The following is a 13,148-nucleotide window of genomic DNA, read 5'->3' on the forward strand; positions in this document are numbered from 1 at the left end:
ATGAGTTAGCATCCGCATCCTCATAAGAAATTATAGGAATGCGCATGTTTGGTTCATCCGTCCGCCCACTCGTCTTCTGGCCACCGTTCATCCTGCTGATGGTTGCGGTGGCCGCGAGCCTCATCAATCTTGAAGGATTCCTCGCGACCACCACCACCCTGAATGACTGGGTGCTCGACAAGTTCGGTTGGCTGTTCTCGATCACGGCGCTTGCCATGGTGGTAACGTGCCTGGTGACATACCTTTCACCATTGGGACGCACGCGAATCGGCGGAGAAAATGCCAGTCGGATTCTGACGCCATGGCGCTGGTTCTCCATCACGCTGTGTACCACCCTGGCCGTTGGCATCATGTTCTGGTCAACCGCAGAACCGCTCTATCATCTGCATACTCCGCCAGGTTCACTGGATGTGGCTGCCAATACGCCTGAGGCTGCCAGATTCGCACTATCGACCATGTTCCTTCACTGGTCATTCACGCCGTATGCCATCTATACCGTCCCCGCCTTGCTGTTTGCCCTGATGCATTACAACCTGGGAAAACCCTTCTCTCTGGGTGCGCTTTTCGTGCCATTGATCGGTGACAAGCTGATCGGTCGCAAGGGGCGTGCGCTGGATGCATTGGCGTTGTTTGCGCTGGTCTGCGGCATGGCATCTTCGCTGGGAACCGGTGCCATGACGCTTGCCGGCGGCCTGGATCGCTTCCTGGGCACCGGTACCGGCACCATGATGCTGGGTCTGGTGACGCTGGCCATCGTGGCCTGCTTTACCGCCTCCGCGGCCAGCGGTCTGCAGAAAGGCATCGCGCGTCTATCCGCCATCAATGCCAAGGCCTTCTTCGTCTTCATGGCCTTTGTCTTCCTGTGTGGCCCGACCCAGACCATTCTCGGCTACGGCACGGAAGCGGCTGGCGAGTATTTCAACAATTTCATGCAGAAAAGCCTGTTCACCGGTGCCTTTGATGGTGATCCGTGGCCGAAGAGCTGGAGCATCTTCTACTGGGCCAACTGGATGGCATGGGCACCGATTTCCGCCCTGTTCCTCGGCAAGATCTCCCGTGGCTATACCGTGCGTCAGTTCATGCTGATCAACCTGGTCGCACCCGCCCTGTTCTCGATTACCTATGTCAGTGTCTTCGCAAGCTCCACCATCGAATTCGATATGCAGAGCGGCGGCGCGATGTATCAATTGCTGAATGATTCAGGTGCCGGTTCCGTCATCTATGCCCTGTTCGATGAGCTTCCGATGAGCGGCCTGGTCGGCATCGTCTTCCTGATCATCGCCTTCCTGTCCTTCGTGACGGCGGCTGACTCCAATACCGAAGCGATCAGTCAGCTGTGCAGCACCGACAGTCAGGCTGCCATGGCCGGAGACAGCGATGAAAATACCAATGACCGCCTGCTCATGAAGATCATCTGGGGCTGCACCATCGGTGCCGTCGCCTGGATCATGACCGCATTCGTCGGGATCGATGGCATCAAGATGCTCTCCAACCTCGGCGGTGTCCCGGCGCTGTTCATCGTGATTGTCGCGACAGCCTCCCTGCTGCGCCTGGTGTCGATCGGTACCGCCAAGATCGGTCTCGAGCACACGCCTTCCCGCAGTTACTCCCCGGAGGCCCACCAACGCTGGGAGAGCACACGCAAATCGTCGGCAACCTCGCAGTAGACTGCGATTGATGCGTCACAACGAAAACGCCCTGCACATTGTGCAGGGCGTTTTCATGAGAGTGTCGACAGTGAGGCAGCTCTCATCATGCGGCTCGGGCATCATTTCATGTCGACGATCCACTCATGCGCGGGGTCATTCTTGAATTTCCAGACCCGCTTGGGGCCAGCCATGACATTGAGATAATAAAGCTCATAGCCGTGTGGAGCGGCGGCGGGATGATACCCCTCCGGTACCATCACACAGCAGCCATCTTCCACCGCCATGGTTTCATCCAGGGATCGGTCATCGGTATAGACGCGCTGGAACGCAAACCCTTGTGACGGATTGAGCTTGTGGTAGTACGTCTCCTCCAGGAAAGACTCTTCCGGCAGATTGTCGGCACAGTGCTTGTGCGGAGGGTAGCTGGACCAGTTGCCAGGGGGCGTATAGACCTCCACCACCAACAGACTATCGGCGGGCTCCGTCTGGGGAAGAATGTCCTGCACGTGACGTGTGTTGGTCCCCTCGCCACGTGTCGAACAGGCCACCTGCTCGGGGCGAATCAGGCGAGCGGCATGATTGCCATGCCCCGGAGCACTGCAGACGGCTATCTCCAGCTCCGTCAGTGCTTCCACTGAATAGGCTATCCCGTCCGGAAGATACACCGAGTACGGCGGCAGGTGTTCAAACACGCTCATGCGTTCACCGATGTTCTCGAACGTCTGGTCACCGGTACGCACGGTTGCGCGTCCCGAGAGCAGCACGAGGCACTGTTCGCGACTCTCGGTGTGGCGCTCGAAACGCTCACCTTGTTTCAGGCGATGTACGCGAAAGCCTACGTGTGTCCAGCCTGCAGATTCCGGAGTGACTTCCAGTAGCGTTCCATCTTCACCAGGGGCATGCGGTCTCACGAGAAGTGTCATGTTCTTGTCCTTTTCAGCAGCAGGGAGAAGTGGGCTCAACGAATCTCACTGAGCAGTACCCGGCGCCCTTCGCGATAGGAAATCAACGCCGCTTCGGCCAGTTCAAGCGCGGCGAGTCCATCCTGCGCGCCGGCCAGCGGGGCACGACCTTCTTGCCAGGCAGTGACGAAATCTCCCACTTCACGCACATAGGCCTGCGCGTAACGCTCGAGGAAGAACCACTGTGGACGCTCTTCCACCACACCTTCCACGCCGGTGAAGCGCAGGCGCGTATCCGTCTCGTTGCGCGCCTCCAGCATGCCCTGGCTGCCAAAGACCTCGATCCGCTGGTCATAGCCGTAACAGGCACGACGCGAGTTGCTGATGGAGACCAACTTGCCGGAAGCACTCTTCAGATTGATGAGTGCGCTATCCAGATCTCCCGCTTCACCGATGGCTGGATCCACGAGGCAGCTGCCACTGACCGTCACCTCCGTGACCGGCTCGCCCAGCAGCCAGACCGCCATGTCCAGATCATGAATGCTCATGTCACGGAAGAGTCCTCCCGAGGCTGCCACATATTCTGCGGGCGGCGGCTCTGGATCACGGCTGGTGATGGTGATCATCTCGAGTTCGCCGATTCGTCCCGCTTCCAGCGCCTGCTTGAGCGCCGAGAACTGAGGGTCATGGCGACGATTGAACCCCAGAGCACAGGTCACGGGGTGCTCCGCCAGCACACCAAGACAGTGACGCGTTCGCGCAAGATCCAGATCGATCGGCTTCTCGCAAAGTACCGCCTTGCCCGCACGGGCCGCACGCTCAAGGAAGTCACAGTGAGTCGGAGTGGAGGAGGCGATCAGAACGCCATCAATCTCCGCTGACGCGAAGATGTCCTCCGCCGTCATCACCGGCACACCATATTCCGCAGCGAGTGAATTGGCAGCCTCCGGGAAGGCATCACTGACACATGCCAGTTGCGCCAGGGGGTGATCAGAGATGGCGCGAGCGTGAACACGGCCGATGCGACCGGCGCCCAGCAGAGCGATTTTCATGTGAAGCGTCCTCCATATCTATGGCGTTTGTTGTTGTTGCGTCTCGAACGAATTGAGAGAGATTGTCGGCGGTCACTACCTCCTGTAGTGCTCGCCTTTGCCGTACTTCAGCCTCGAAGGTTGGCAGCGCCCTCTTCCTGCAATGAGATGTCGTGCGGTGTGGTGCCCTGCACTTCCTCGCTGCCCTGCTGGCGAACGCCCAGTCCGATGGCAAGTGCCTGGGCCAGGCATAGCGTGGACGTCAGACCTCGGAAGCCTTGCACTTCGGCTTCGTTCACCACCAACACGACATCTGCATGGTGAGTCAGCGGGCTCAGGGAAGAGTCGGTAATGAGTATCGTGGGGGTACCGCGCTCACGCGCCACATGGACGGCAGACTGCACCTCTTCTGCGTAGGGCGCGAAGCTGGTGACCAGCAGACAGTCCTGGCGGGAGATCGCTTCTGCCTGCTCGCGATACATCGCCCCCATGCCATCCATCAGGAAGGCGCGTTTGGCGATATGCCGCAATGAGTAGGCCAGGTAGCTTGAGACGACGAAACTTCGCCGTGCTCCCAGAAGGTGAACAGCCTCCGCGGCTTCCAGCAGATCGAGAGCTCGCTCGATATCCTTGGGCGCGATACGTCCTGGCAGTTCGCCAAGTGCCTGCTGATTGGCAGCCGAGAAACTTCTCAACAGCTCGTGAGCGCCAGGACTCTCGCCGGTCACCTCGCGGGCGACCCTGATGCGCTCACTGTAACTGGGCTCCGCTTCGACCAGGCGAGCCCGAAACAGCTTCTGCATCTCTGAAAAGCCCGAAAACCCCAGCGCGTTCGCGAATCGAATAAGCGTCGAGGGAGTGACATCAGCCTTCTCGGCAAGCCCCGCCACCGTGCCGAAAGCCACCTCCTGGGGGTGATCCAGCAAAAAGCGCGCGCTTTGCTGAAGGCGGCGCGACAGATGCGGATACTGCTGCGTGATATGCGCTTCGAGAGATTCAAATGACTGCAATTGGCGTGCAGTCGTCTGCAAGGGGGTTATCTCAGCCATGGGAACTCCTGTCGCGGCTCACCTGCCAATGCGGCGTCGGAGCGGCCGTACCTCGAGTGAGCGATGATTGGCAGTGTAGGCATATGGAATGAAAATTCCAATACAAAAATAAATCGAATATTCCTGTTGCATTCCCCAATTCTGGAATCTACATTCCATAAGCGGATCAAAACGGAACGCCATGTTCCTGCCTTGTGTCAGGGCGCCCGCTGAGTGACAGGCACCACCGTGACGGCACACCACCTCACACAATGAAATGATCCTGCTTGCGCCCATAGAGGCACTGAAACGGGATGCCGAGACGCCAATCCGGCAGCCCGTACTGACAACGACAATAATCAGAGACGTCAGGAGTCATCGATGAACCACGCCAATTCACACGCTCATCCAGTTCCAGCCCATCCCCGTACCGGAAAGCCCCGCCACGAAACGTCCCGCTTTCGTCGCATCACCGCCGGCATCGTCACGGCTCTGCTGGCAGCCTCAGCCGCCAATGCCGTGTGGGCCGCGGACTCCGAGCGCTATGTCATGATCACCCATGGACAGAACTCCGACCCTTTCTGGTCCATCGTCAAACGCGGTGCGGATGATGCTGCCCAGGCGCTTGGGGTCAAGGTCGAGTATCGCGCTCCCTCCACCTTTGACATGGCCAAGATGGCGCAATTGCTGGATGCCGCAGTGGCCTCTCAGCCCGATGGCCTGATCATTTCATTGACCGATGCCGATGCACTGGGCAAGGGCATCAAGAATGCGGTGGACCAGAAGATCCCCGTCATCACCATCAATTCCGGTGGCGACAAATCCAAGGACGTCGGTGCTCGCCTGCATATCGGACAGAGCGAGTATGAGGCTGGGCGTGCTGCGGCTGAGCGCATGATGGACAGTGGTGCCAAGCACGGCCTGTGCATCAACCAGGAACAGGGCAACGTGGGGCTGGATGCCCGCTGTGCAGGCTTCATCGAGGGGTTTGACGGCAGTGCAGACGAGCTGGCGACCAGTACCGATCCGACCGAGATCAAGAATTCCCTGGTGGCATATCTCAATCAACACAGCGAGATCGACTCGATTCTGGCTCTGGGGCCCCTCAGCTCTGAACCCATGCTCAAGGCCATGCAGGAAGCCGGTGCCACCCAGAAATTCCAGCTGGGCACCTTCGATCTCTCTCCCGACATTCTCGCTGCCGTCCAGGCCGGGGAAATGAACTTTGCCATTGATCAGCAACAGTACCTGCAGGGCTATCTGCCGGTGGTCTTCATGCATCAGTACCACCTTCACGGTCTGATGCCGGCTGGCGATGTCGCCACAGGGCCGGGATTTGTCACCGCCGAGAATGCCGGTCAGGTCATCGAGCTGTCAGAGCAAGGCATTCGCTGAGCTCTCCCATCTGGCAACACTTTCATTTCCGTGAGATGGCGCCTTCCTCGAGGAGGCGCCAGGAGAGAACATCATGACCGATCACGCCATGAGCGCTGTTTCAGAGACGGATGACGAGCGCCTCCGCCGCGTTCACCCCTTGAAAGCCGCACTGAAACGCCCCGAATTCGGTGCCATTGCCGGCACTATCCTGGTATTTGCCTTCTTCTCTGCCGCGGCCTCAGGGACCGGGATGTTCAGCCTGGCAGGCATACTCAACTTTCTGGAGGTCTCCGCTCAGCTGGGGATCCTGGCCATCGCGGCGTCATTGCTGATGATCGGAGGGGAGTTCGATCTTTCCCTTGGCTCCATGATCGGCTTTGCCGGCATCCTGATCGCCATCCCTGCCGTGCAATACGGTTGGCCACTCTGGTTGGCCATCACCTTCGCCTTTGCCAGCGCCGTGCTGATCGGCTGGATCAACGGCTATCTGGTGATGCGCACCGGTCTGCCCTCCTTCATCGTGACCCTGGGGTTCCTGTTCATTCTTCGTGGCCTGGCCATTGGCCTGACGCGCTGGACGACCGGCCGCACTCAAGTCGGGGGCATTCAGGAACTGGCGGATCACGATTGGCTGGCGCCGCTCTTCTCCGGCGAGGTATTCACCGGGCTCTTCAGCTGGATGGCGGCGCAGGGCTGGATCGCGACCAACTTCGCGGGCAACCCTAGCGTCACGGGTGTACCGATCTCCATCGTCTGGTGGATCGTGCTGGCCATCGCCGCGACCTGGCTGCTGCTCTACACGCGATTCGGCAACTGGATCTTCGCGTGTGGCGGCGACGTGAATGCCGCTCGCAACGTCGGCGTCCCGGTCATGAAGGTCAAGATCGTGCTGTTCATCTTCACGGCTGTCGCCGCCACCATCTTTGCCTGCCTGCAGGTGATGGATACGGGGTCAGCTGACACGACGCGCGGACTGCTCAAGGAACTGGAAGCCATCATTGCCGTGGTCATCGGCGGCGCTCTGCTTACCGGAGGCTATGGGTCTGCCGTAGGGGCCGTCTTCGGTGCGCTTATCTTCGGCACGGTCCAGATGGGCATCTTCTATACCGGGGTCAACACTGACTGGTTCAAGGTCTTTCTCGGCGCCATGCTCCTGATCGCGGTGCTGTTCAACAACTACGTGCGCAAGAAAGCCCTGGAGGCCAAGTGATGACTGCCAATGCCAACCTGCAACAGGCGCCGGAACAGACCACGACCGCCGCAGACCGAGCCAGAGGTAACACCCCGAAAGCCGCTGACACTCGCACGCCATTGATCGAGATGCAGGCCGTCGACAAGCACTTCGGCAATGTGGTCGCTCTCTCCGACATTTCGCTGAAAGTGTACGCAGGCGAAGTCATGTGCCTGCTGGGCGACAATGGCGCCGGCAAGTCCACCCTCATCAAGACCCTGTCAGGGGTACATGCCCCGACCCATGGTGAGCTGCTGCTCGAGGGCACCCCTGCCAACTTCACGACACCAGGTCAGGCGCTGGATGCCGGCATCGCGACGGTCTTTCAGGATCTGGCGATGATTCCCCTGATGTCGATCACCCGCAACTTCTTCATGGGGCGTGAACCCACCAAGGGATACGGCCTCTTCAAACGTGTCGACTGGGCATTCGCTGACCGTGTCGCGCGGGAGGAAATGGCCAAGATCGGGATCGATGTCCGCGATCCGTCCCAGCCGGTGGGCACCCTGTCCGGTGGTGAGCGTCAGTGCGTGGCGATCGCAAGGGCCGTCTACTTCGGTGCCAAGGTGCTCATTCTTGACGAGCCGACCTCGGCACTGGGGGTCAAGCAGGCGTCCAAGGTGCTGCGCTATATCGCACAGGCTCGCAATCGAGGGCTCGGGGTCATCTTCATCACGCACAACGTTCATCATGCCTATCCCATCGGCGATGCGTTCACCCTGCTCAAGCGCGGTACCTCTCTGGGTAGCTGGCGCAAGGAAGACATCACGCGTGAGGAAGTGCTCAACATGATGGCCGGCGGCGAGGAAATGGCCAGCCTGGATGCGGAACTGGCGGAATTCCAGCGGATGGACGCCGCCACGGTGGCCTGACACGGCATCATCGCGCCGGTCACGCTGCAGCAGAGACGTCGAGGCTGCTCCAACGCCTCGACGTGCACCGATTACTGTCAATGCCGGTCATCACCGGCCTATATCAAGGGACATGCCAATGACGCGCCACTCACCTCACTCACCTGACCTGGATGTCATCTGCCTCGGCCGCGTCGCCGTCGACCTCTATGCCGAACAGATCGGTGCGCGCCTCGAAGACGCCACCAGCTTCAAGAAATATCTGGGCGGCAGCTCCGGCAACATGGCGTATGGCACGGCACGCCTCGGACTCAACTCCTCGATGCTGGGTCGCGTCGGCAATGAACAGATGGGCGAATTCCTGCGCGAGGAACTCGCCTCGGTCGGCTGCGATGTCAGCCATCTCAAACGTGACCCCGAACGTCTGACCGGACTGGTGCTTCTGGGCATCAAGGACAAGGACCAGTTCCCGCTGCTCTTCGTACGCAACGACTGTGCCGACATGGCCATTGATGAAGATGATGTGGACCCGGCGTTCATCGCTCGAGCCCGCGCCCTGGCGATCACCGGCACCCACCTTTCCACTCCCCGCACCCAACGTGCCGCCCGCAAGGCACTGGATGCCGCACGCGAGGCTGGCGTGAAGCGCGTGCTGGATATCGACTACCGCCCCGTACTCTGGGGGCTGACCAGCATCGGGGATGGCGAGACGCGCTTTGTCGCGGACGAGAGTGTCAGTCAGCACATGGCCCGTTGGCTGGGTGACTTCGACCTGATCGTCGGCACGGAAGAAGAGTTTCATATCGCGGGCAACAGTACCGACACGCTGGACGCGCTGCGCGAGGTTCGCCGTCACAGCGATGCCGTGCTCGTGTGCAAGATAGGGGCACGCGGCTGCGTCATCTTCGAGGGCGACATCCCACGACATCTGGAAGACGGCATTCTGGTCGAGGGTGTCAAGGTCGAGGTCATGAACGTGCTTGGCGCCGGTGATGCCTTCATGAGTGGCTTCCTGCGTGGCTATCTTCGCGATGAAAGCTGGGACACTTGCGGCCATTACGCCAACGCATGTGGCGCATTGGTCGTGTCTCGCCATGGATGTGCACCTGCCATGCCCACGGAAGCGGAACTGTTCGATTATCTGAGCCGCCGCGAGTCCGTGCCACGCCCGGACCTTGATGATCATCTGACCCACCTGCATCGCGTCACCACGCGTCGGGTAGCGCACTGGGAGAGCGTGCTGGGGCTGGCATTCGATCACCGTCGCCAATTCCTGGACATGGCACGCGATGTCGAAGGCGACCCCGAGCGCCTGCCACGCCTCAAGCAGCTACTGGTAGAGGCCACCCGCAGCGCGGCGCAACAGGCCGGTATCCAGCGCCCTGCCATTCTCTGTGATGATGTCCTGGGACAGGATGCGCTCAATGACACGGCAGCACTGGACTGGTGGGTAGGCCGTCCGGTCGAGCTCCCCAGCTCGCGGCCTTTGCGCTTCCAGCATGGAGATGACATCGGTAGCCAGTTGCGACGCTGGCCGCGCCACCACATCGTGAAGTGCCTCGTGTTCTATCACCCGGACGATGAGGCCACGCTGCGCCTCGATCAGGAAGCCCGCCTGCGCCAGCTGTATGACGCCTGCTGCATTTCCGGACATGAACTGCTGATTGAAGTGATTCCGCCACGTCAGGCAGATGCCCCCACCTGCGATGAGACCACCGTTCCCCGTAGCCTGGAGCGTCTCTACAACCTCGGCATTCGCCCGGACTGGTGGAAACTGCCCGCTCTGACGACGCAAGGCTGGGAACGCGTCAGCCGAATCATCAGCGCTCGCGACGCCTGGTGTCATGGTGTCGTGCTGCTGGGGCTTGATGCGCCGATCGAAGAGGTCAAACGCGGTTTCGAGCAGGCAGCGCGTTTCCCGATCTGCAAGGGGTTCACCGTCGGGCGCACCTTGTTCACTGCCCCCAGCCAGGCCTGGCTGTCAGGCAGCATTGATGATGCGACCCTGATTCGTCAGGCCGCTGACAACTATCTCGACTTGATCACCCATTGGCAGCAGCTGCGTGATGCCCATTGCGGCGCAGCGGATGTCAGTCCTGCCACACCGCTCGCAGAAGGAGTCCTGCAATGAGCCCCGTTTTCCACTCGGCGGCGGCGCCGGGTACCGTGCGTCTGACCGTCGCTCAGGCACTGGTGCGCTACCTGAGCCGGCAATATATCGAACAACATGGACAGGAAGTCCCCTTGTTCGGTGGCTGCTTCGCCATCTTCGGCCACGGCAACGTGGCGGGTCTCGGCGAGGCCTTGCACGCTGCGGGCGATGATTTCCCCACCTATCGCGCCCACAACGAACAAGGCATGGCCAATGCGGCCATTGCCTACGCCAAGGCCAACAATCGCCGTCGCATCATGGCGTGTACCTCATCCATCGGGCCTGGTGCCACCAACATGGTGACGTCTGCAGGGCTTGCTCATGTCAATCGGTTACCGGTGCTGTTCCTGCCCGGCGATACCTTCGCCAGCCGCGCACCGGACCCGGTGCTCCAACAGGTCGAGCACTTCAATGACCCGGGCCTGAGCGTCAATGACTGCTTCCGTCCCGTATCACGCTTCTTCGACCGCATCACGCGACCGGAACAATTGCTGACCAGCCTGCCCCAGGCGCTGGCCACGCTGCTGGACCCCGTGGATTGTGGCCCTGCCACCCTGTGTCTGCCACAGGATGTCCAGACGCTTGCGTTTGAATGGCCGGAAGACTTCTTCACCCGTCGGGTGCATCACATCCGTCGCGCTCCCGTCGCTCAGGAAGAGCTGGTGGCAGCCTTGGACACACTGCGCACAGCCAAGCGGCCACTGCTGATTGCCGGGGGTGGCGTGCATTACAGCGAGGCGTGCGAGGCCCTCGCCGCCTTTGCCCAGCAACACGGCATTCCAGTGGTCGAGACACAGGCAGGCAAGGGCGCCCTGCCCTGGGACCACGCTCGCAACATGGGCGCAATCGGTGTCACCGGCGCGGCCAGCGCCAACCAGCTGGCACGTGAAGCCGACGTCATCATGGCCATCGGATCACGACTTCAGGATTTCACCAGCGGCTCTCGCACGCTCTTTGAAGCCGCCGGCCAGACACTCATCAACCTCAATGTCGGTCGCTTCGACGCCGTCAAGCATGGCGCACGGCAACTGCAGTGCGATGCCCTGCGGGGGCTTGAGGCCTTGACGGCAGGGCTGGGTGACTGGGCCGCGCCAGACAGCTGGGTGCAACGCCAATCCGGGCTCAAGCAGGAATGGGAAGCGGTCCGCGAGAGCGTGATGGCTGATCAGGGGCTCTCCCTGCCAACCGATGCCCAGGTGCTCGGGGCCGTGAATCGTCAAGCGACAGATGACACCACGGTGGTCTGTGCTGCCGGCGGCTTGCCAGGTGAGCTTCACAAGCTATGGGCAGCCACTGTCCCCGGCAGTTATCACGTCGAGTACGGGTTCTCATGCATGGGCTATGAACTGGCCGGCGGGATGGGCGTCAAGATGGCACGCCCGGAGCGGGACGTCGTGGTTGTGGTCGGCGATGGCAGCTACCTGATGCTCAACTCTGAGCTTGCCACCTCCGTGATGCTGGGCCACAAATTGACCGTCGTCGTACTCGATAACCGAGGCTACGGCTGCATCAATCGCCTGCAACATGCCACCGGCGGCGCCGGCTTCAACAACCTGCTCAAGGACTGCCGCACCGTTCCGGAAGGCGCCCCCAAGGTGGACTTTGCGGCGCACGCTCGTGCACTGGGCTGTCAGGCCGAACAGGTCACGGGGATTGGCGAACTGGACGCCGCGCTCGAGCGTGCTCGGACCTCATCGACGACCTACGTCATCGCGCTGGACACTGATCCATTGCCCTCCACCCAGGAAGGCGGGCACTGGTGGGAAGTCGCCATTCCCGAAGTCAGCGAACGCGAAGCCGTCCGCGACGCCTATCAGGGCTATCTGTCGCACAAACGCCAGCAAGCTCGCTGACGCATTTCAGGGCCGGCCAACCGCCATTGCGACATCCGTTGGCCGGCCTGGACGATACGCCATCTCTCGGAGGCCACCGTGCCTCCCTGCACTCTCGATATCTCAATATCTCAATATCTCGAAGAAGGATACCGCCATGAGCATTCGCCTGGGCATCAATCCGCTGACCTGGACCAACGACGACCTGCCAAGCCTCGGCGCGGATACCCCGCTGGAGGTCTGTCTTGCCGAGGGGCGTCAGGCCGGTTTCGCAGGCTTCGAGCTGGGCAACAAGTTCCCGCGCGAGGCGCAGGCCCTGTCTCGCGCACTCGGCGCGCATGAGCTGGCTCTCGTTTCCGGCTGGTATTCCAGCCGCCTGCTGGAACGCAGCATTGACGAGGAAATTGCCGCGCTGGATGACCACCTTCAGCTACTGAAAGCCTGCGGCGCGACAGTCATGGTGTACTGCGAGGTCAGTCGTTGCGTGCACGGTGACCAGGACATGCCTGTCTCGCGGCGCCCGGTCATGAACGACGCCGATTGGCAACGACTGACCACCGGGCTGGATGCCGTGGCACGCCACATGGCAGACCAGGGCGTGGAGATGGCCTATCACCACCATATGGGTACCGTCATCGAGAGCCAGGCCGACATTGAGCGGTTGATGGCCTCCACCACACAGGTACGACTGCTGCTGGACGCCGGCCACCTGACCTATGCCGGTGGAGACCCCGTCACCATCGCCGAGCGCCACGCGGACCGCATCACCCATGTGCACTGCAAGGACATTCGTCTCGCCGTCATGGATAACGCCATCAACCGTGACAAGTCCTTTCTGGATGCCGTACTCGATGGCGTGTTCACCGTGCCGGGGGATGGCGGAATCGACTTCGCCGCGCTGTTCGCCGTACTGGCACGCAAAGGCTACGGCAAGGATACAGAGCGCTGGCTGGTCGTGGAGGCCGAGCAGGATCCCTCCGTTGCCGACCCGCTGACCTACGCCACTCTGGGCTACCAAAACCTCTCCCGGCTTGCCCGGGACGCAGGCCTCATCAACTGATTTCACTCTTTTCAGACATCGCCACCCCCCTGAAC

At 61.0% G+C, this 13,148-nt stretch carries 10 protein-coding genes; 7 read left to right on the forward strand and 3 right to left on the reverse strand.

Annotation, left to right across the window (positions count from 1 at the left end):
- The first annotated feature begins 44 nt into the window (after positions 1-44).
- Positions 45-1,667 (forward strand): BCCT family transporter, encoded by a 1,623-nt coding sequence (locus QD172_RS09470; RefSeq protein WP_279855606.1) that lies wholly within the window; start codon positions 45-47, stop codon positions 1,665-1,667.
- Between the two features lie 101 nt (positions 1,668-1,768).
- Here the strand turns inward: QD172_RS09470 and iolB are convergent, their stop codons facing one another.
- From iolB to QD172_RS09485, 3 genes are all read right to left on the reverse strand, one after another.
- Positions 1,769-2,572, reverse strand: coding sequence for a 5-deoxy-glucuronate isomerase (gene iolB, locus QD172_RS09475; protein ID WP_084208911.1), 804 nt, complete (start codon positions 2,570-2,572; stop codon positions 1,769-1,771).
- Between the two features lie 35 nt (positions 2,573-2,607).
- Positions 2,608-3,603, reverse strand: a complete 996-nt coding sequence (iolG, locus tag QD172_RS09480) for an inositol 2-dehydrogenase (RefSeq protein ID WP_088743391.1) — start codon at positions 3,601-3,603, stop codon at positions 2,608-2,610.
- A gap of 107 nt (positions 3,604-3,710) precedes the next feature.
- Positions 3,711-4,631 carry a MurR/RpiR family transcriptional regulator gene (locus QD172_RS09485; RefSeq protein WP_176493110.1) on the reverse strand — a complete coding sequence of 307 codons (921 nt, stop codon included), beginning with the start codon at positions 4,629-4,631 and terminating at the stop codon, positions 3,711-3,713.
- A 360-nt stretch (positions 4,632-4,991) separates the two neighbouring features.
- On the opposite strand from QD172_RS09485, the gene QD172_RS09490 reads away from it, so the two are divergent.
- The 6 genes from QD172_RS09490 to iolE all read left to right on the forward strand — a co-directional run bounded on the left by QD172_RS09490 (position 4,992) and on the right by iolE (position 13,113).
- A complete protein-coding gene (locus QD172_RS09490; RefSeq protein ID WP_176502603.1) occupies positions 4,992-6,005 on the forward strand; it encodes a sugar ABC transporter substrate-binding protein in 1,014 nt (337 codons plus the stop codon).
- A 73-nt stretch (positions 6,006-6,078) separates the two neighbouring features.
- Positions 6,079-7,197, forward strand: coding sequence for an ABC transporter permease (locus QD172_RS09495; RefSeq protein ID WP_176426449.1), 1,119 nt, complete (start codon positions 6,079-6,081; stop codon positions 7,195-7,197).
- Positions 7,198-7,307: 110 nt separating this feature from the next.
- A complete protein-coding gene (locus QD172_RS09500; RefSeq protein WP_279855697.1) occupies positions 7,308-8,090 on the forward strand; it encodes an ATP-binding cassette domain-containing protein in 783 nt (260 codons plus the stop codon).
- Positions 8,091-8,208: 118 nt separating this feature from the next.
- Positions 8,209-10,200 (forward strand): 5-dehydro-2-deoxygluconokinase, encoded by a 1,992-nt coding sequence (iolC, locus tag QD172_RS09505; RefSeq protein WP_279855608.1) that lies wholly within the window; start codon positions 8,209-8,211, stop codon positions 10,198-10,200.
- Positions 10,197-12,074 carry a 3D-(3,5/4)-trihydroxycyclohexane-1,2-dione acylhydrolase (decyclizing) gene (iolD, locus tag QD172_RS09510; RefSeq protein WP_279855609.1) on the forward strand — a complete coding sequence of 626 codons (1,878 nt, stop codon included), beginning with the start codon at positions 10,197-10,199 and terminating at the stop codon, positions 12,072-12,074. Before iolC ends, iolD begins: the two co-directional genes overlap by 4 nt.
- A 136-nt stretch (positions 12,075-12,210) precedes the next feature.
- Positions 12,211-13,113: a myo-inosose-2 dehydratase gene (iolE, locus tag QD172_RS09515; RefSeq protein ID WP_279855610.1), complete on the forward strand. Its 903-nt coding sequence runs from the start codon at positions 12,211-12,213 to the stop codon at positions 13,111-13,113.
- Positions 13,114-13,148 lie beyond the last annotated feature (35 nt).

The sequence above is a fragment of the Cobetia sp. 10Alg 146 genome (assembly GCF_029846385.1).
Taxonomy (GTDB): Bacteria; Pseudomonadota; Gammaproteobacteria; order Pseudomonadales; family Halomonadaceae; genus Cobetia; species Cobetia marina.

What these genes read in the sequence shown, in the direction of transcription:
- QD172_RS09470 (WP_279855606.1), top strand. Translation starts at nt 45, where the DNA reads ATGTTTGGTTCATCCGTCCGCCCACTCGTCTTCTGGCCACCGTTCATC.
- iolB (WP_084208911.1), bottom strand. Translation starts at nt 2,572, where the DNA reads ATGACACTTCTCGTGAGACCGCATGCCCCTGGTGAAGATGGAACGCTA.
- iolG (WP_088743391.1), bottom strand. Translation starts at nt 3,603, where the DNA reads ATGAAAATCGCTCTGCTGGGCGCCGGTCGCATCGGCCGTGTTCACGCT.
- QD172_RS09485 (WP_176493110.1), bottom strand. Translation starts at nt 4,631, where the DNA reads ATGGCTGAGATAACCCCCTTGCAGACGACTGCACGCCAATTGCAGTCA.
- QD172_RS09490 (WP_176502603.1), top strand. Translation starts at nt 4,992, where the DNA reads ATGAACCACGCCAATTCACACGCTCATCCAGTTCCAGCCCATCCCCGT.
- QD172_RS09495 (WP_176426449.1), top strand. Translation starts at nt 6,079, where the DNA reads ATGACCGATCACGCCATGAGCGCTGTTTCAGAGACGGATGACGAGCGC.
- QD172_RS09500 (WP_279855697.1), top strand. Translation starts at nt 7,308, where the DNA reads ATGCAGGCCGTCGACAAGCACTTCGGCAATGTGGTCGCTCTCTCCGAC.
- iolC (WP_279855608.1), top strand. Translation starts at nt 8,209, where the DNA reads ATGACGCGCCACTCACCTCACTCACCTGACCTGGATGTCATCTGCCTC.
- iolD (WP_279855609.1), top strand. Translation starts at nt 10,197, where the DNA reads ATGAGCCCCGTTTTCCACTCGGCGGCGGCGCCGGGTACCGTGCGTCTG.
- iolE (WP_279855610.1), top strand. Translation starts at nt 12,211, where the DNA reads ATGAGCATTCGCCTGGGCATCAATCCGCTGACCTGGACCAACGACGAC.